This is a genomic window from Solibacillus sp. FSL W7-1464, assembly GCF_038004425.1.
Taxonomy (GTDB): Bacteria; Bacillota; Bacilli; order Bacillales_A; family Planococcaceae; genus Solibacillus.
This window is the reverse complement of the sequence record NZ_JBBORC010000001.1, coordinates 2,230,935-2,248,863: the sequence shown is the minus strand read 5'-3', so window position 1 is coordinate 2,248,863 and position 17,929 is coordinate 2,230,935. Positions and strand designations below refer to the sequence as shown.

26 protein-coding genes are annotated in these 17,929 nt (G+C 36.1%); 15 read left to right on the top strand and 11 right to left on the bottom strand.

The window, feature by feature from the left end; translation table 11 throughout:
- Positions 1 to 169 precede the first annotated feature (169 nt).
- The 5 genes from MKZ25_RS11095 to MKZ25_RS19865 are packed head-to-tail and all read left to right on the top strand — an operon-like array spanning position 170 to position 3,007.
- The gene (locus MKZ25_RS11095; protein WP_340801555.1) at positions 170 to 625 is read left to right on the top strand and encodes a LytTR family DNA-binding domain-containing protein; all 456 of its coding nucleotides are present in this window, start codon (positions 170 to 172) and stop codon (positions 623 to 625) included.
- A complete protein-coding gene (locus tag MKZ25_RS11090) occupies positions 622 to 1,026 on the top strand; it encodes a DUF3021 domain-containing protein (RefSeq protein WP_340801554.1) in 405 nt (134 codons plus the stop codon). Before MKZ25_RS11095 ends, MKZ25_RS11090 begins: the two co-directional genes overlap by 4 nt.
- On the top strand, positions 1,019 to 1,948 hold the full coding sequence (locus MKZ25_RS11085; protein WP_445326866.1) for an ATP-binding cassette domain-containing protein: 930 nt from the start codon (positions 1,019 to 1,021) through the stop codon (positions 1,946 to 1,948). The genes MKZ25_RS11090 and MKZ25_RS11085 overlap by 8 nt, the downstream gene beginning before the upstream one ends.
- A gap of 1 nt (position 1,949) precedes the next feature.
- Positions 1,950 to 2,816, top strand: a complete 867-nt coding sequence (locus tag MKZ25_RS11080) for an ABC transporter permease (protein WP_340801552.1) — start codon at positions 1,950 to 1,952, stop codon at positions 2,814 to 2,816.
- A 47-nt stretch (positions 2,817 to 2,863) separates the two neighbouring features.
- Positions 2,864 to 3,007, top strand: coding sequence for a nucleotidyltransferase domain-containing protein (locus MKZ25_RS19865; RefSeq protein WP_445326865.1), 144 nt, complete (start codon positions 2,864 to 2,866; stop codon positions 3,005 to 3,007).
- A gap of 711 nt (positions 3,008 to 3,718) precedes the next feature.
- On the opposite strand, the gene MKZ25_RS11075 is transcribed toward MKZ25_RS19865, so the two are convergent.
- From MKZ25_RS11075 to MKZ25_RS11050, 6 genes are all read right to left on the bottom strand, one after another.
- Positions 3,719 to 4,159 carry a hypothetical protein gene (locus tag MKZ25_RS11075; protein ID WP_340801551.1) on the bottom strand — a complete coding sequence of 147 codons (441 nt, stop codon included), beginning with the start codon at positions 4,157 to 4,159 and terminating at the stop codon, positions 3,719 to 3,721.
- A 175-nt stretch (positions 4,160 to 4,334) separates the two neighbouring features.
- Positions 4,335 to 5,933 carry an IS66 family transposase gene (gene tnpC, locus MKZ25_RS11070; protein WP_340800993.1) on the bottom strand — a complete coding sequence of 533 codons (1,599 nt, stop codon included), beginning with the start codon at positions 5,931 to 5,933 and terminating at the stop codon, positions 4,335 to 4,337.
- A 38-nt stretch (positions 5,934 to 5,971) separates the two neighbouring features.
- Positions 5,972 to 6,325 (bottom strand): IS66 family insertion sequence element accessory protein TnpB, encoded by a 354-nt coding sequence (gene tnpB, locus MKZ25_RS11065; protein ID WP_340800994.1) that lies wholly within the window; start codon positions 6,323 to 6,325, stop codon positions 5,972 to 5,974.
- Positions 6,315 to 6,632 carry an IS66 family insertion sequence element accessory protein TnpA gene (gene tnpA / locus MKZ25_RS11060; protein ID WP_340800995.1) on the bottom strand — a complete coding sequence of 106 codons (318 nt, stop codon included), beginning with the start codon at positions 6,630 to 6,632 and terminating at the stop codon, positions 6,315 to 6,317. Before tnpA ends, tnpB begins: the two co-directional genes overlap by 11 nt.
- A gap of 328 nt (positions 6,633 to 6,960) precedes the next feature.
- A complete protein-coding gene (locus MKZ25_RS11055; protein ID WP_340801550.1) occupies positions 6,961 to 7,515 on the bottom strand; it encodes a hypothetical protein in 555 nt (184 codons plus the stop codon).
- A gap of 116 nt (positions 7,516 to 7,631) precedes the next feature.
- Positions 7,632 to 7,844: a DUF6366 family protein gene (locus MKZ25_RS11050; protein ID WP_340801549.1), complete on the bottom strand. Its 213-nt coding sequence runs from the start codon at positions 7,842 to 7,844 to the stop codon at positions 7,632 to 7,634.
- Between the two features lie 304 nt (positions 7,845 to 8,148).
- Here MKZ25_RS11050 and MKZ25_RS11045 point away from each other — a divergent pair, with 304 nt between their 5' ends.
- Both MKZ25_RS11045 and MKZ25_RS11040 read left to right on the top strand, forming a co-directional pair.
- Positions 8,149 to 8,322, top strand: a complete 174-nt coding sequence (locus MKZ25_RS11045; protein ID WP_340801548.1) for a Fe3+ hydroxamate ABC transporter substrate-binding protein — start codon at positions 8,149 to 8,151, stop codon at positions 8,320 to 8,322.
- Positions 8,323 to 8,550: 228 nt separating this feature from the next.
- Entirely contained in the window at positions 8,551 to 8,991 is a 441-nt protein-coding gene (locus MKZ25_RS11040) for an NUDIX hydrolase (protein ID WP_340801547.1), read from the top strand.
- A 116-nt stretch (positions 8,992 to 9,107) separates the two neighbouring features.
- Here MKZ25_RS11040 and MKZ25_RS11035 read toward each other — a convergent pair whose 3' ends face one another.
- The gene (locus MKZ25_RS11035) at positions 9,108 to 9,449 is read right to left on the bottom strand and encodes a short-chain dehydrogenase (RefSeq protein WP_340801546.1); all 342 of its coding nucleotides are present in this window, start codon (positions 9,447 to 9,449) and stop codon (positions 9,108 to 9,110) included.
- 201 nt (positions 9,450 to 9,650) lie between these two features.
- Here MKZ25_RS11035 and MKZ25_RS11030 point away from each other — a divergent pair, with 201 nt between their 5' ends.
- The 5 genes from MKZ25_RS11030 to MKZ25_RS11010 all read left to right on the top strand — a co-directional run bounded on the left by MKZ25_RS11030 (position 9,651) and on the right by MKZ25_RS11010 (position 13,431).
- Complete coding sequence (locus MKZ25_RS11030) at positions 9,651 to 10,091, top strand: hypothetical protein (protein ID WP_340801545.1); 441 nt, start codon at positions 9,651 to 9,653, stop codon at positions 10,089 to 10,091.
- Between the two features lie 52 nt (positions 10,092 to 10,143).
- Entirely contained in the window at positions 10,144 to 10,935 is a 792-nt protein-coding gene (locus MKZ25_RS11025; RefSeq protein ID WP_340801544.1) for an alpha/beta fold hydrolase, read from the top strand.
- A gap of 255 nt (positions 10,936 to 11,190) precedes the next feature.
- Positions 11,191 to 11,772, top strand: coding sequence for a GNAT family N-acetyltransferase (locus tag MKZ25_RS11020; RefSeq protein WP_340801543.1), 582 nt, complete (start codon positions 11,191 to 11,193; stop codon positions 11,770 to 11,772).
- A gap of 256 nt (positions 11,773 to 12,028) precedes the next feature.
- Positions 12,029 to 12,994: a quinone oxidoreductase family protein gene (locus MKZ25_RS11015; protein WP_340801542.1), complete on the top strand. Its 966-nt coding sequence runs from the start codon at positions 12,029 to 12,031 to the stop codon at positions 12,992 to 12,994.
- 176 nt (positions 12,995 to 13,170) lie between these two features.
- Positions 13,171 to 13,431: a hypothetical protein gene (locus MKZ25_RS11010; protein WP_340801541.1), complete on the top strand. Its 261-nt coding sequence runs from the start codon at positions 13,171 to 13,173 to the stop codon at positions 13,429 to 13,431.
- 39 nt (positions 13,432 to 13,470) lie between these two features.
- Here MKZ25_RS11010 and MKZ25_RS11005 read toward each other — a convergent pair whose 3' ends face one another.
- The gene (locus tag MKZ25_RS11005; protein ID WP_340801540.1) at positions 13,471 to 13,716 is read right to left on the bottom strand and encodes a hypothetical protein; all 246 of its coding nucleotides are present in this window, start codon (positions 13,714 to 13,716) and stop codon (positions 13,471 to 13,473) included.
- Between the two features lie 220 nt (positions 13,717 to 13,936).
- Here MKZ25_RS11005 and MKZ25_RS11000 point away from each other — a divergent pair, with 220 nt between their 5' ends.
- Complete coding sequence (locus tag MKZ25_RS11000; protein ID WP_340801539.1) at positions 13,937 to 14,323, top strand: molecular chaperone; 387 nt, start codon at positions 13,937 to 13,939, stop codon at positions 14,321 to 14,323.
- 126 nt (positions 14,324 to 14,449) lie between these two features.
- Here MKZ25_RS11000 and MKZ25_RS10995 read toward each other — a convergent pair whose 3' ends face one another.
- The 3 genes from MKZ25_RS10995 to MKZ25_RS10985 all read right to left on the bottom strand — a co-directional run bounded on the left by MKZ25_RS10995 (position 14,450) and on the right by MKZ25_RS10985 (position 16,331).
- On the bottom strand, positions 14,450 to 15,076 hold the full coding sequence (locus tag MKZ25_RS10995) for a histidine phosphatase family protein (RefSeq protein WP_340801538.1): 627 nt from the start codon (positions 15,074 to 15,076) through the stop codon (positions 14,450 to 14,452).
- 15 nt (positions 15,077 to 15,091) lie between these two features.
- On the bottom strand, positions 15,092 to 15,778 hold the full coding sequence (locus MKZ25_RS10990) for an HAD family hydrolase (protein ID WP_340801537.1): 687 nt from the start codon (positions 15,776 to 15,778) through the stop codon (positions 15,092 to 15,094).
- Positions 15,779 to 15,959: 181 nt separating this feature from the next.
- A complete protein-coding gene (locus MKZ25_RS10985; protein WP_340801536.1) occupies positions 15,960 to 16,331 on the bottom strand; it encodes a hypothetical protein in 372 nt (123 codons plus the stop codon).
- A gap of 512 nt (positions 16,332 to 16,843) precedes the next feature.
- Here MKZ25_RS10985 and MKZ25_RS10980 point away from each other — a divergent pair.
- Entirely contained in the window at positions 16,844 to 17,401 is a 558-nt protein-coding gene (locus MKZ25_RS10980) for a hypothetical protein (protein ID WP_340801535.1), read from the top strand.
- Positions 17,402 to 17,472: 71 nt separating this feature from the next.
- Positions 17,473 to 17,865 carry a DUF5412 domain-containing protein gene (locus tag MKZ25_RS10975; protein WP_340801534.1) on the top strand — a complete coding sequence of 131 codons (393 nt, stop codon included), beginning with the start codon at positions 17,473 to 17,475 and terminating at the stop codon, positions 17,863 to 17,865.
- Positions 17,866 to 17,929: the final 64 nt, after the last annotated feature.

Here is a 17,929-nt window from a genome sequence, read left to right as displayed (position 1 = left end):
CAATGCCTATTCTAAAATTCCTTAACAATTGTCAGGAAATAATACTTATAATGAAATTGCATGTTACAATCCCATTTTTACATCTTACATACCGCTTTCTACGTGTTGGCGCGAATTATAAAATCCGTATAAATAGTGGTGCTATACTACAAATCAAGAGGGAGGATTTATGAAAATACATTTACATATTGAGCAGCAGCTCTCGGAGATCGAAGTTCATGTGCATGCGCCGGAATACGGTGAGCAAGTGGCACAACTGCTGAAAAAGCTCAATCAAGCAACGAAAAATGATACAATCGCCGGCTACATTGATGGGGATATTCATTTGATTAAAATGCAGGATGTGTACAGCATATACAGCGAGCAGGGCAAAGTTTATATCCAGACAGATGAGCAGGAGCTGGAAGTGAAACAAAAGCTTTATGAGCTGGAGGAACGATTTTCAACACAGCTGATACGTGTCAATAAGGCGACACTTGTGCATTTTGAGAAAATTGCTTCCATTCAGTCGAAGGTTCTTGGCAACCCGCAACTTACGCTCGAAAATGGAGTCATGATTCCAATCAGCCGCAATTATTTCAAAGCGTTAAAAGAGGCATTCGGGTTAGGGGGAAACGGCAAGTGAAAAATTTAATACAAAGCATTTTGATAAGTTTAGGTTCATCCTATTTCATCATCATGCTTATCTCATTAAAGTCGCCACATGATTACTGGATGAGTGAGACGATTGTCCATCAGTTTTCCTATGCAGTCATTTTGGGAGTTGTCATTGCAGTAGCAAACCAACTGTATAAATTGGATTGGTCAATGTTTGCTGTACTTATAATCCATTATGTAATTACTGTAACGGCAGTCTTTATCATAGGTTATTATGGCAGCTGGTTCGAACTTGATAACGGCAAATCCATCTTTACTTTATACGCTCGCGCTTCGGTGATTTATCTCATCGTTTGGCTGTATTACTATACCGATGAAAAGCGTGCAATTCGAAAAATGAACAGTCAACTTCAACATCGAGGTGAGTAACATGCAAGTATTAATTGATGTCCAGCAGTTAACAAAGCAGTACGGAGAATTCGAAGCCGTAAAAGGAATCAGCTTTTCCGTGCAAAAGGGGGCTCTATTTGCTTTCCTTGGGAGTAACGGTGCAGGTAAATCCACGACAATTGAAATGTTATGTACGCTTTTGGGGAAAACGAGCGGAACGGTTTCAATCGATGGGCATACACTTGGTACGCTGAAAGGCAATGAAGCGATTCGCCGGACGATTGGTATTGTATTTCAGGAAAGTATTTTAGATCACCAATTGACGGTGAAGGAAAATATCGTGCATCGTGGCCGTTTTTATCGTTTACCGAAGCCAATATTACAGGAAAATTATGATTTTGTGCAACAGTATTTACAGCTTGCAGACATCGAGCATAAAAAATACGGTTCGCTTTCAGGCGGGCAGCGTCGTCGGGCGGATATTGCGCGGGCAATAATTCATAAGCCTAAGCTGTTATTTTTAGATGAGCCGACGACCGGACTCGATCCATTTACACGACAATTTGTTTGGGCCACGATTGATCGGCTGCGCAAGGAAATCGGCATGACCATATTTTTGACAACACATTATATGGAAGAGGCAGCACATGCAGACGATATCGTCATCATGAAAAATGGTGAAATCATTGCACAAGGATCGCCGAATGAGCTAAAAGCGCTTTATGCGAAGGACTATTTGCAATTTGTATTAAAGCCGACTGTTGCCATTGATGAGGTAACAGCCATTTTACCTGGAGCGCCTGAAAAACAGCAGGACGGGTGGAAGGTGGAAGTGACTTCTACAATTTCGACGATTCCGGTTTTGGCACAACTCGAGCCATACATTGCATCATTTGAAGTAATTAAAGGTTCGCTCGACCAAGTATTTATTGAAACGAATGATGCGGGGGAGGAAAACTAATATGCTGACGAGCTTAATTGTTCGCAATCATAAAATCTTCTTCCGGGACAGAATGCTCGTCTTTTTCTCGTTGCTGTCTGTCTTGATTTCAATCGGGTTATTTATTGTCTTTTTACAGAAACTGCAAATTGATGCCATTAGTCAGGTAATTGAAGTGACGCCCGCAGTTGAATTAGCTGTAAGTCAATGGATGATTGCCGGGATTTTGACAATGACAGCCATGACCTCAACACTGGCAGTATTTGCGATATTCGTAGGGGATCAGGAATCAAAGCGTACAGCGGATTTTCTTGTTACATCCGCATCCCGTTTTTCAATTCAGCTAAGCTATGTCATCAGCTCGGTCTTAATCGGGTTTCTCATGACGGCTATTGCTTTTATAGTATGTGAAATATATTTATTGACGCTTGGTACCCAGCTGCCGAGTATATGGAAGCTCATACAACTAGTCGGTGTGATTATGCTTGGTGTGTTGCTGAGCGCAATGATCAATTTAGTGATCGTACTTTTGGCGAAATCAGCAAAAGCATTTTCAACGGTAAATTCACTGATCGGTACACTCATTGGCTTTTTATGCGCGGTCTATGTTCCGATGGGCGTGCTGCCGAAAGCAATTCAAACGGTCATTCAATTATTTCCTGTCAGTCACGTCGCAGTATTGTTACGTCAGCTTTTGATGGAAGATTCTTTGCGAACGGTGTTTGGAAATGCGGAAGAGGCAATGGATTCCTATATGCTAACTTACGGCGTTGTTTACGAAATAGGCGGCAGTATTTTAGGAACGCAATCAAGTGCGCTGTTTATTGGCGGTTCGATTGTCGGTATCGCCATTTTTGCAGCTGTTCTATTCCGCCTGCAGCATAAGTGAGCTCAATTAGAGAAATTAACTACTTCTTATAATGATATTGCGCTTAAATGATAGGAGCAGTTAAGTTTATTGCGGGTGGGTGGGCGATTGACCTTCTTATAGGGAAAGAAACAAGAGAACACAAAGATATAGCTATATTTCGAAAAGACCAACTAAATTTAAAAGCGTATTTAAAAAGAATGGGATTTTAAGAAAGTAATTAAAAGTTAATTCCATAATTGGGAAAATGAATTTTTAGAGCTACCTGTTCACGAAATACATGCTGCCAATAGGTTAAATGGAGATAAAATTGAAGTTCTTCTAAATGAAGCAAAACATAATGATAATGATTGGAAATTCAGAAGAGATTTAAGGATTTCCTCACCACTAAATTCATTGTGGAGTTATTCTGAAACAGGTATTCCCTATCTAGATCCAGAAATATATAAGGTAAGATTTTATTACAGTAAAGGTCCATCTTGATGATAAAAAGAGACAATGGCTCAAATCTGCACGTGAACTTACGAACCGGAACAGAAGTGGATTCAATTTTTAATCTAATACTTTTCAACTCCAGATAAACCATTATTCCATAATCGGGTCATATTGTTTAATAACATTTTTCTGGGTGATTGTTAGAAAAGATGCAGATTTAGAACGATGCTAAATATACTATACAAGTTTTTATGCAATTTAAAGACCAAGTCCAGCAATTATAAACACCGTTCCATCAACGGTTTGCATCATCTGTATAAAATGCTGCATAACCAATGTTCATAAAAAAATGTACGAGACGTTGATTTAACAACGTTCGTGCATTTTTAATGTGTCCCCAAACTTTCATTTGGGAACGTTTATTAGGTTTGTTTTGTATGCTTTATAAATCACTTGCTGCACTATCAGTTATTGAAATAAAAACATCACTACCAATCTGGTCCATCATTTTTATCAGCCACTTTAAGATTAAATGATTTAGAGTCTAAATTATTTTTTTCAACTGCTTCAAAGAAAATTGATTTTACAGCTTCTTGTACAGATTCAGTTGCCTCTTTATTTAAGATATATTTCACCCGAATATCATCTTTTGAATAAACGGCAAGCAATATTTGAAATGCATAACCTTCTTCTTTTAATTGGTTGTTTACCTGTTCAAAAAAGCCCCCCTCTTCATAGAGTAGGGTTGTAATTTCTTCTCCTTCTTTTAGTTTCTTTTCATTTTCCACTTGTATTTCAGGATTTATTGAAGGAAGAGCTTCAGATAATTCTCCTTTAGTTGAGATGTTATAGAAACATAGAAAGGCTACAACAAATAAAATCACAATGGTTGTTATTAAAAGGTTTTTGCCCTTTTTTATTCTGTTCACTTCCTTTTTTACTTTAAATATATGACTGTATAAAAGGTTTTAAACTTACTTATGTTATTGACTAAACAGTACCATTTGTAAAAAAAAACATTCCCAAAGCGTCGTTGGTCACATTTTAAAAGTAAGCGTCAAATAGCGGCCACCTAGTTTTAGGCAGCCGCTATTGTTATGTTATCTATATAGTTCGTTTTGGTACGTGGCAGTTGGTCGGAATTTTATCTGACCAAGGCATCAACGCATCTAACGCTGCGTCGTCTGTTCGTTCAATTAACGGCAGCTGTTCCAAGACATACGTTAAATATTTCAGCGGATCGAGTTGGTTCTCTTTGGCTGTTTCTACAATACTGTAAATGACAGCACTAGCCTTTGCGCCTTTTGGAGAACTCGCAAATAACCACGCCTTGCGACCGATAACGAACGGTTTAATCGAACGTTCGCCTCGATTATTATCTAACTCTAGACGACCATCCTTTAAAAATACCACGAGTTTTTGCCACTGATTTAAACAGTATGTAATGGCTTCACCTAATTTTGTTTTTGGTGCGACACGGGCTTTTTCTGTTTTTAGCCATACTAAAAAATCATCTAATACAGGTTTACTCTGCTTCAGACGTTCATCGTAGCGACGTTCAGGTGTACAGTCGTCCATTTTATTAATCTTTTTGTCGATCGCAAATAAACGATTACAGAATTGAAGGCCTATTTTTGCGGCACATGGCTGCTCTGTATTTTGTAGATTTGCTGGTAAGGATTTCAGTGCTTCATCATATTTTCGACGCGCGTGCGCCCAGCACCCGACCAACTCGACATTTTTCAAGTCGTGATAACCTGCATATCCATCGACATGGAGATAACCTGAAAAACCTTGTAAAAATGCTTTGGGATGTTTACCCGAGCGTGTAGTTTGATAGTCATAAAGCACGATGGGCGCTACTTCTCGACCTGTTCGATACATCCACATAAACGATTTGCTTGTCGCAGCGCGACCAGGTTCATTTAATACTTGTAAACTGGTCTCATCCGCATGGGCAATATCCTCTTGTAGTAGTTTTTTATGAAGATGATGATATAAATGGATAAGCCATGTGTTCGCCCCATACATCATCCAGTTCGCCATCGTTTGACGTGAGAGTGAAATGCCCATTCGCTCTAATTGTTTTTCTTGTCGATAAAGCGGAAGACCTTCACAATATTTTTGGCTCATCAAATAAGCCATCGCTGATGGCGAAGCTAAGCTACCTGGATACATAGGCGCTGGCATTTTCGCTGTGACGATAGGTGTTTCTGTTCCTTCTTTTTCACAATGACGGCAGCTGTAAATGTGTTGAACATGTTCGACCACTTCGACTTGTGCCGGAATGATTTTCAATTCACGACGGATTTGTGTACTCATTTCGTGTGTCTTTTCACCGCAACACAAACAAACCTGCTCTTCTTCGCTTAAACGATAGTGAATCGTTTCGACAGGCAAGTTTTCTAACATCGCTTCGATTTGACCCGAACGCTTTTTACGTTTATAGGTAACCGTTTCAAGCGTCGGTTCTTCGACCGTGTTATCTGACGTCATTTCCATTTCATTGAATAGCGTCAGCGTAAGTTGATCTTGGTTGGTTTTTTCACTTGAAGCACCATACTTCTTTTGTTGGCTCAGGCGGAACTGTGCTTCCCACCAGTTGAGTTTAGCCAGTAGGGCTTCATTTTGTTTTTCCAACGCCGCATTCTTTTTTGCGAGTTCTTCAATTGTAAGTGTTGGAGTAAGTTCGATTTTTACCATAGATAAAGAAATTCGACCTGATTAGCCGAATTCCTTTTTCAAATGACAACTTTAGCAGAAATCTTCATATGTGAGGATTTTTGATTCATAGGTAACCCTTCGAGTAACCATTTAAATTGCCTGCCTGAAATTTTCAATGGCGTAGTCGCTTCATCGGGCCAGTCAAACAGGCCATCTTCTAAACGACGATAAAAGAGCCAAAATCCATTATGGTCCCAGTGAAGGATTTTTAATTTATCCTTTTTTCGGTTACAGAATACAAAGAGATGCGATGAAAAGGGATCAAGCTGAAAGCTTTCTTGTACAATTGCAGCGAGACCATCCACGGATTTCCGTAAATCTGTTGGTCCACACGCAATGAACACTTGATCCATTCTTAAATTAGTGAACATGATGTTGGACAACCTGAAGGACTTTCGTTAAAGTCGCTTCATCAAAATCGGGTGGACAGTCAATGGTGATGCCATTTAATTTAATCGTAATGGGAATCGTTTCAGGTAGAACAGGCTCTTGTACAACAACAGGTAACCACTGAGCAGGTTGAATTTTTGTCTGCGTCCGTGATTTACGCAGCCACTGATACATACTTTGAACAGGTACATTTTCTTTTGCGCACCAAGCAGCAACGCTTGCTTCACCACTCGTGTGGAAAGCTTGAATACGAGATTGCCACATCAGCTGACGTTCTGATCGTTTCATAAAAAAACCTCCAACTTCATTCATTGTCATGATTGTCTCATGGCCATTGAATTCGTTGAAGGTGTGCTATATTTGGCGCTTACTTTTAAAATTCTATTTATATGTTCCAGCCATTCAGAACAATTGGATCGGACAGCCGTCTTTAAAATGATTTCTCGCAGTGTCTCAGAATGTTATTATCTAATAAAAACAGCGACAAACACTGATTTAACAGTGCTTGCCGCTGTTTGAAATGTTACCAAGCTTGCGTTTGGGAACGTTATTTAGATTTGTTTTGTATACGTTATAAATACTTGTTTCACTAAAGCGTTAGTTAAATAAGGATTATTTAGAAATCAATCGAATTTGCTATTTGGACGAGTATTTCAGGTGTTACTTCATCGGAAACATCTTCATCAACACTAAACACATATTGCCAATGATCTGTTTCGAATATCAACAATTTAAAACCAAGGAATAAATCTCCAGTATATATTGCATTATTCCCATTTTTTAATTTAATCTCTTTAGATTTATACTTTTCAAACGGGATTTTATGTTGAATAGGTCGCACATCAATCTTAAAGTGATTATTAGGAAAATGTTCACTTATAAATGTAACCTCAAGAGTGTCATTTGCTTCGCCATCTAAATCACTAAACCTGCCCCAGTAATGCGTAAAACTAATTGGTGGTACTCTTATTGGTAACATAAGCTCTTGATTAAAATGTTGTTCAAAATCGTCTACTGCTGCATCTACCGATTTGTACCCTATTTCAGGATATATTTCCTCAAAAGGTCGAGCGATATCGTTTGTATTCCCAGAAACATGTCCATCGTTTATTCCCAAAATTAAGAAACCTAATAAATATAAGAAAAGAGGAAAAATTTTTTTCAACTTCATCACCCTAAATATTATTTAGGTTTATTTTGTCCAGTTTAGTTACAACAATTCTTATTCAAGTAAAATGCTGCTGTAATTGAATTCCAAAATGCACCCAAAGCGGGATTTGGGAATATTTAAAATGCTTTGTAGATGCTATATACAATAAAAATTACAAGAACAATTAAAATCAATACCCCAATTTCTTTGGCACTCATTCCAGTAGTATTAGGCATACCTGCTTGTGTGCGATTAAGATTGTCATTGAAATTCCCAGCAGGATTCTTTTTTTGTTCTTCTCGGTATAAACGTTCTCTTTCCTGTTCTGGTGTTTCTTTTCTTGTAGACATCTAAACACCTCCTAAGTTGATATATTAATATTTCTAGATTGTGCCAATAGATTCCTTTAAAATGTCCCCAAACCGACGTTTGGTAACATTACAGTCTAGTCCCGTACTCAAAATCGTATTTGGTGCTTCTTTTTATGTAAGGTAGTATACCACATGAATATGACGCCCCCTTATTTCACAATCTGGGCGCAATTCTTGAAAAGGAAATATGCTTTTTAAGAATTGCGCCATTTAATGGAATATGAAACTTTTCTTTAGAGGTAAACGTAATAAAGTTAACTTAATTGAGAGGCGGAGATATACATTGTTTGATATTGTGCCTAAATGTACTAAATGCGATAAAGAAATTAAAGGAAACGAAATGGTTTTTGTGAAAATGCGTTATCCAGAACGAAAAGGTATGACTGAAATTAAAGCTTATATACAAAATGAAGGAAGACTAATTTGTGAGGATTGCTATAATAATAAGGCTAATTAATTGTTAAAAATTATTGCGCGCTTTCCTTGAGTAAGGAAAGCGCACAGTCTAAGAAATATTTATACATAAAGGGTCTTGTTCTACCCCGGTGGTGGGCAGTCATGTATAGTGAAATCGTCCAAAAAATTGTAGATACATTAGAGGAGAACCTATTAACAACGTGGCAGTTGGAGCATTACGCAGAAAAAATCGGTTATTCGAAATTTTATTTGAATCAGGGGGTACTTTATGTTTGTCGTAAATGTAGAAGGAGCAATTCGTCGCAATGAGAAATGGCTTTTAATCCGCAGAAGTGAAAAGGAAGAGCATGCCGGTGGAGGTCTCTCATTAGTAGGGGGAAAGTGTGAAATTGAAGGTGATTCGTCGGATATTCTGGAAAGAACATTAAAACGGGAAGTTTTTGAAGAGGTAGGTAGCGAAATTACAGGCATCAAATATGTAAATAGCTCCTCCTTCGTGACAGAATCAGGGATAAATGTAATCGATATCGTTTTCCTGTGTCATCACAAATCCGGAGAACCTTACGCTAAAAGTACGGAAGAAGTTGATGATGTAATTTGGATGACTACATCAGAAATTCTTGCACATCCGGAACTCCCTTTATTTCTAAAAGAAAACATTAAACTTGCAGAGAAGACACTACAGGATAATTTGCAGGTGAAACATTAGTTATACATTTTCAATTATAGGACCATATTGTTGAATAACATTTTTATTGGGACTAGGCGTATGTCCAATTATCCTGGTTGTCACTAATTCAAAAGTACATTCAAATCAATAGACGTTCAAATGCCGTAATGAATCATATATTTATTTTCCTGTTTTGCTTGAATTATTTTTTGACCCAGTATGTTTAAATCATCACACTGTTTCTCATCAGCTGATAAAACAATATCTAAAAATGTGGGTAAAGATTCTGGTGGAATAATAGTGATACCGTGATATGCCAATCCGTATTCAGGACGATGTAAAGAATGGAAATAAGTTTTCATTAACGATAAAGGCCCTATTAAATTTGTTATTATATCATCATCTACTGAAATACATTGAGATTTCTCAGGTGCATAGCTCTTGTAAGATTCTTCGGTAATATCTTTTATGATTCCAAATTCGTGCGTTAATGGCATTGGCAAACACCTCTTCTTCTTATTGTTAATCATAATACTACTATAAATTCTATGAATAATGAAAGGTTTAATAAACGTTACCACAATATCATTTGACAACATCATCACGGCTTAACATTGTAAATGAATAGACCAAGCAACTTCACATTTGAAATTCCGTCTATCTCTATAATTTAAATAAAATTGAATAGGGGAGGGTATATGAGAAAACAAAAGTTTACAGAATCCAGTGCCTTGCTATGTGAAAATCAATGTATTACAGCCCTTATCGTATTTATATCATTTATTTGTTCGAGGTTATTTATGGAGAAATTTCAGAATGATGCTTTCTCTGCTGTGAAAGATTTAGACAATGCAGCAGGAGCTATGATTGCGATCATTGTAGCTGGTGGATTAGTAGGCATTTTATTGATTAGCTGCTCAATAGTAGTACCATTGATCATTCCTCTTTTCAGTAATTTTATAGATAATTTAAAATCACTGATAGGTCTTGTGATTGTTAACTTTGGTATAGGATATTATCTTTTCTTAAATTTCACCTTACAGTTGGCCTTATATTATTTATTAACTGTTTGTACCGGAATGTATTTTTCACTTTATTTCAGATATACCAAACATAAAAATGCCGAAATGAATGTTTGAACACATAATGTTATAATTTGTAAAAAGATATTTTGAAAGCAGGTACACATCGATGTATGAGATTTATGGAAATATAAATTTAAATGAAGTAATTGTTGCGATTCCAGCTTTAGGGGAACGCAGAGAAATGTTCCAACCTTTGGCTAACAAAATGAATAACTATCGTTGGTTAGTATTTGATCTGCCGGGAAGTAATAAGGAACAAGTAGATGACTATTCAATCCCTGCTTTTTGTGAATACATAAAACAAACACTTAATTCACTGAATATCGGTAAAGCCCATTTTTTAGGCAACTCTTTAGGAGCTTGGGTTATTCAGGCATTTACCTCCAGTTATCCTGAATATGTTAGGTCATTAGCTTTACTGGATGGGGGGCATTACTTTTTAGGTGAACGAAATGAACCGCACGAGGATGTGGAGCTGCCATCTGCCATTGAAAATTTTGATGATATTAGAAATGCCGTTAAGGAATTAACCTATTCTATGCCTAATCTTGAAAGTCAGGCCTATATTAATTTTGAAAATTATTTTTTGAACAATTATATGAAACAAGGCGATTTTTATGCGCACCATTGTTGTGAAGCAGCTTATAACTCTTTATCAAAAGAAATCAGTTCAACGAATTATTGCTTAAAGGAAATAGCTGTTCCGACTGTTTTATTGATTGCAGAAGCTTCTACAGATGAGATATCTCTCAACAAAGCGACTATTTTCAATGAACAATTTGAGCAAGCTAAAGTAGTTTGCATTGATAAAGGCCAACATTACCTACCATTAACAAATACTGACGCTGTCGCAAAAAACTTAGAGGCCTTTTTGAAAATGGAGACTTTCGTTAAATAGAAATCTTAAACATCCAGGCGAGATTCTGCAATAAGAATGGTGCTTGCCTCTTTTTATGACCCTATGACGAATAGTGAAATACCTATTTATCGGTCTATCTACTGGGAATGTATGGTAAAATTCAAATAATCGGTAGTAAAGGAGGCGGTATATGATGAAATTCACAAACAAATTAAACGGGGTGTATCTATTTTAAGGAATAAGCGTATAAATCCCCTATAAACTGCGTGGTTCCTAAAATCCGGAGGTAGTAGAGTGATTATTAGAAACTATAGAGTTACTGATGAAACTGGTTGGGTAAGATGTCGAACACTTGCATTTTTACAGACGGCTTATTTTGATAATGTATTAAATAAAAAAGAACACTATCAAAATTCGGCGATTGAGCTAGTCGCAGAGTTAGATGGTCAAATTGTTGGGCTTATTGATGTAGAAGTTGAAAAAGTAGAACGAACGGTTTGCTCTAGAGGAGAAGGATTAGGTGCAATGATTTGGCACATTGCGGTTCATCCGGATTTTTCCCGTCAAGGAATAGGACAACAACTACTCGATGCTGCCGAAACTAAAGCAAAAGAAATGAATATTAATCGTTTTGAGGCGTGGACAAGAGATGATCAATGGGTTCAAAACTGGTATGAAAAAATGCATTTTAAAATGGTGGATTCCTATTACCATGTTTATTTTGAAGGAAGCGAAATGAACCATAAAATTCAAAGTAACTTACCGAATCTCTTTCTAGTTAACACTTTCACTCATTACGTTGGAAACGATATTGACCAATTTAAACATAATAAACGTGTTCACAAATGTGTTTGTTTTGAAAGATCATTCTATTAAATATGAAGGTTCGATTGAGATATCCTATACTATTCAACATTCGGGCGTGTTTATTTAGAAACACGCTTTTTTGATTTTAAGGGCTGATGAGTATGTAACTTGTTCTAAAATTATTTAGTTTTTTTATGTGAAACTGCTAGTAAATGGATTCAATCAAAAGTTTGATGTTAATATTTCCCTTTATGTTTTAATATAAGTTCTAAGGAGATTGATATGATTTAGAAGACTATAGGAGAATTAAAATAGGGGGAATTAGATGAAAGCTATAAATCAAAAGGAATTTGGAGATGCAAATGTCCTGACATACGCGGATATTGAAATACCGAAAATTGGAGATGGCGAATGTTTAATAAAGGTTTCCTATACAAGTGTAAATTATGCAGATATAAAAAAACGGATTGGGAATAAAGGGAAAGGGAATTTCCCCATAATAGTAGGCTTAGATTGTGCCGGGACAATTGCAGAAACTGCCCCTAATTCGATTTTTTCAATTGGCGATCGTGTCATGGCTTTTCCTAAAGGTGGATCTTATGCAGAATATGTGCTTGCAAATGAAAAGTTAGTTTTTAAAATTCCGGACACGCTTTCTTTTGAACAGGCTGCTGCAATGCCGACAGTATCCATCTTATCGTATCTGCTTTTACATGACATAGGGCAAGTTAAAAAAACAGATACTATTGTTATACATAGTGCTGCTGGTGGAGTAGGTTCAATGCTTGTACAATTAGCGAAAATAGCGGGCGTTGAACAGATCATTGGAACAGTAGGCAGTCTTGACAAAGCAAATTATGTAAAGAAACTAGGGGCTACGATGGTTTGTACGTATGAAACATTTGCAGAGGAAGTTTTAAAGGCAACAAATAATCAAGGTGCGAACATTATTTATGATTCGGTTGCGGGTATTGTAACGAGGAAGAGTTTAGATTGTTTAGCGTTATATGGCACTCTTGTACAATTTGGAAATAGCAGTGGGGAAGTTGGTCAATTTAAAACAAGTGATGTCCACAGCAGTTGTCGAAACATTAAAGGCTTTAGTTTAGGGACAACGAGAGCGCATGATTCATCACGATTGGCACCAGTGGCAGAAAAAGTCATAAACCTTTTTGATTCAAAACAGCTTTCACTTCCAATTGCAAAAATTTTTAATCTAGAAGAGGCTGCTGCCGCACATAAATTAATTGAAAGTCGTAATTATGAAGGGAAAGTTTTACTTAAAGTTTAATGATTGTAAATCTTTCCTATATAGAGGGGGGGAATATTGGTGTAAGACAAAGTTGGAAGACATACCGATGCTTTAAAAATGTATAAATATCATTTACCTGGTAGTTTATAGGTGTTATTAAGAAAAGAATATGAAGCAGGTAACTAAACTAAAGTGACTTTAAAGGGGAAGAAAAATTGTTCAGAAGATATTTAAGTGTTATTTCATTGCTATTATTTTTACTGTTTATTTATTTTGGTTTTGTTTCCCCGATAGTAGTGGATGGGACCTCGGAATTTGGAGACAAGGTGATCATTTCATTAATAATCGCTGCATTTTTAGCTGCACTTTTTAGCCAAAAAGGGAAATTACGAATCGTTGCAATTATTATTACCTTGATTCCCGTGATTTTTCTTTTAGGATTAATGGTGCTTCCGATATTTTATTTAGTAGAATAAAAAGCCTTTATCCATAATATTTTGGATAAAGGCTTTTATCTATTCATCTGTTTCTTTTAGCATACGTTCAATTATACGTACTCGTTCATTTAATTCATCGACTTGTTTTTGTAAATGAGATGTTTGCTGTTTTTCTGCATTTACCCGCTCTTCTGCACGCTGCACATTTTTCCTGTTGGCTCTATTAAATAAAACCAATAAAATAATTGGAACTACTATAAAACCGAGGGTAATAATAGTTGCCACTATATCTCCAAAATTTACACCTGATACACCATTAGACAATGCTATAACCCTCCGTATTCTTTAGTTGTAAAGTAATATTCAACCATCATGCGCGATAATTAATTATTATATCATGAAATAATTAACTGTTTTGATAAAACTTTGTTGAGAACAGTTGGTTTCCTTTTTTATAAAATCAGTGTTTGCAACATATTTTTAATATTAGTAATCAGGAAAACAGGGTATATGTTTGGTGTAATACATAGGAGGAGTAGTAACAATGCAACTAGAATTCTTGAAAATTGAAAAAATTGTTGAAACAGAGAAACACAAAATCATTTACATTCCAGCTGGAGGGATTCAGTTTGTATTTAAAAATAAGATTATTTCTTTAAAAGATCCATTACGAATTGCGATGACATATCGGGGCAGCTTCCTCAATGTTATGCGCTACATCGATTTCGTAGTTTACGATGACCTGTCCATCTATACGACAGGTGAGATTATGCGAGAAAGCTTATTTGGGATTGTATCGAATGACGAAGTGCTATTAGCCATTCAAAATGCGCTGGAAGAAGCTTGCGCGGATATTCCGTTTTTCAAATCATTGGATGCTAAAGAGATGTTTAACCGTGAATTTGGAGAGGCATATGAACAGTCGAGTTAAATTCGACAATTAAATACTCCTAATAAATATGAAATGAAGATGCAGCACCGTTGGGAAATATATTTACCGCGGTGCTGTTTTGTCATTCTATGTTTTGCGCTGAATTTCTAAAAATCAACCAAAAGCTTATCGCACTAAATCGGCCAGGTGTGAGGTATCATACTTAAATATGACTTCCTGCTGATTATTTTTTTCTGTTTCTACCAAAGTTAAACTCGCTGGCGGAATAGCTGGGGTTGACCATAAATTTTTCATTTCATTATGTTCAAAGTGATCCATAAGTAGTTTAAGTGCTATGGAATGTGTAACGATTAGTACATTTTCATTGGGATGTTGTTGTACTATTTGATTCACCCTATTCACCATTCTTTGTTGAACTGTTAAAAATGGCTCTACTGAATCATTATTAAACAGGTGAGGCGTCTTCCAGAAAGTCGTCCATTCTTCCGGATTGTCCTTTTCATTATCTTCCGAAGTTCTGCCTTCCCATATGCCAAAAGAAATTTCCCTTAAATCGTCATATGTATAGACTTCGAGGTTCCTTTCCCCGTTTACTATTTCAGCTGTTTGGATCGCCCTTTTACTTGTACTTGAATAAATGGCGCCTAATGTTACATTGGATAATCTTTGCGATAATTGATAGGCCTGTTTGATTCCCGTGTCAGTCAGAGGAGAATCCTTCCACCCCTGCATCAATTTTTTGGTGTTCCAAACTGTTTCTCCGTGTCTCGTTAAATATAAAAAAGTACTCATTATTACCCCCATCCGTTATTTTGTAAGGCTATGTACATTAAAATCCAGGTTCTTCAAAACCAAAGGAAGCTCTGAATAATTATCAATTATTGCATCGGCTTCGATATTGTTCCATTGATTATCTCTTTTCCAAATCCCCTTCATTCCTACGTTTTGGGCAGCTTTTACATCATTTTCAGGGTGGTCGCCAATAAATACACTTTCTGAAGGCTCTACGTTTAATTTTTCTAATGCATTCATAAAGATTCGGGGATCAGGTTTCTTGATGCCTTCCCATTCGGAGACTAGGATGACGTCAAAGTATTTTTCAATATCCAGTGCTTTAATATTATCCATCTGGAACTGACCGTACCCATTTGTAATCATGCCTAAAGCAATACCATTATTTTTTAGCTCCTGTAACATTTCATGAATATGAGGAAACCCTGCACAATGATGTTTGAAATCTTCGACATAATCTTGGAGAAGTGCTTCCCAAGTTACGGAAGGTATATGAAATTCACGGATCAGTTGTTGGTATACTTTATCCTTCCAAACATATCCGTGATTGTCTAATTCAATAAATCGCGAAGTATATTGCTCTTTTGGAATATGGGAAAGGAACTCATACAATCTTTCGTATTGGCGGTTCATAAAAAGCTCAACCGATTGATCCCGATCCAATAAAGTTCCATCTAAATCAAATAATACAGCTTTTAACATTGTAAAATTCCTCCATAGCCAAATTTTAGTTCAATATTTATCCTACCAGATTAATAGACTGAATAACATGAATATTCTTGAATTATATGCCGCCCTTATTAAATAAGAGCTATCCGCAAAAATTTAAGGATAGCTCTTACAATTGATCAGTATTGTAATATTTAATAGGGGAGATTCCCTGTTAAGCGACTCTTAAAGCTAACTGAGCTAATAATTGGATAGCAGCCTGAACTACTACATCAATTTGAACTTCTGTTTGTCTTACAGTGATTGCATCAGAGTCAATAATAGTAACGTTTTGAATTTCAGTTTGAGTAACTTCTAAATTTTGAGCTATTCTTTGAAGATTGCTTATATCAGCATTTTCATTCGAACCTAACACTACAACGGCAGCTTCGATAGCAGCTTGCAGGGCAGCTTGAACTACGACAAGACCTTGCACTTCCGTTTGAGTTACGTCAACTGTATGAGAATTTTGAATTACTAAGCCCTGATTTTGATATTGATTTACTTCCAGATTATCTCCAGTGTTTTGATTTCCAGTAATCGCCATAAAAAATCATCTCCTTTCGAGTTTATTTGGTATTACGTCACTAGATTATGCTCTAGTTGGAAAAGACTGTGGACGATTATCTTAGGTAACTCTAAATTATTCAAGGGAGATTAGCCTATAAGCTATTTAAATAGCTGCGTGAAATAATCTAGGCACATATTTTATTAGAGAAGTGTCATTATAAATTTAAGTTGAATGTGCTTTGAAAAGAAGACAAAACAATAACAAAATATCATACTGAAATAATAATCAGCGCCATTTTTTATTTATAGAGCTAAATTAGTGAAGAACAAGTGATTAGTATTTACTGGTAAAAAAATCAGAAATTTGAAACTTTATCTTACCTGTTTCGTATAATTAGTTAGTTACATAAAAGCGGTTAGTTAAAATACGATGGGGGGATGGTTATATGAAAAAGAATACTGCGCTATGCAGGCTAGGTTTACCGTTACTGGAAGGTTCAATAGTTCACTTGGACAACTATTCATACGTAATTGAAAGGGGAAATTAACATGCGTACCCATTACTCGTCACGTCTAATCTTATTAGTGCTCGCGATATTAACGCTTATCAGCATACCTGTTTTAGGAGCAGTATTCCCTGTGTTTTATGTTCAAACATTTATATTTGATCGATTGGCAATCATCCTTTATCCTGATGGCATAAATTTTAGACTAGTAATGGCAGCCTGTTTTATATTATTTATCGGACTTATGATCCCACTGATTAAACAGAACAAATTCACTTATAGCCTCTTATTTGTTTTTATGGCAGGTGGCCTCTTTGTTTTCTATTTATCAATTTTAAGTTATACCTATATAGGAAAAGAACAAGTGGTCTCAAATAAATTATTCGATGAAAAAATATTTCAATGGTCTGAAATAGAAGAAGTCGTTCTCGAATACTACGTTGACGACATAGATACGCATGAAGAATACATTTTTACTTCAATTGAAGGAGATTCTATTCGAATTCCATTAAACGGTCAGTTCCTGCAAGAAGATAAAAGTGAAATTTATAGGGTAGCTAAACAAAATAATGTTGAATTTATTGAACAGGAGAAAATGTAATTATTTTTTAATCTTCATCGGGCGCAATTCTTAAAAAGGAATTGTGCTTTTTCAGTAAAGGGGTGTATGGTATGACTGCTCACGCAACAGTAAAAGGGGCTAAGCGGAAAAAGATAGTCAAAATAGTACTGATTATCAGCTTTATATTTGTGGGGTTTGTTGGATATGGAATCTATTGGGCATTTTTCGATATGAAAAGTTTGCCAACAGGTGAATATGTTACGGAAGAAACTTCTCCTGATGGTGCCTATACGTTAAAAGCCTATGTAACGAGTACAAGCTTAAGTGCGGATGCTGTACGAGGTGAATTAGTATTTAATGAGCGCAAAGGCAAAACAAAAAATATTTACTGGAATTATCGGGAATCAACAGCCAAAATCGAGTGGCTGGATAATAAAACAGTTTCTATTAACGGGCATACGCTTGAAGTGCCAAATGAAAAATTCGATTTTCGTAACCAATAAATTCAGTTTTTATCATTTTATAATCACTCGAATATTGAAAGACCTAGAAATATGAATATGCTCT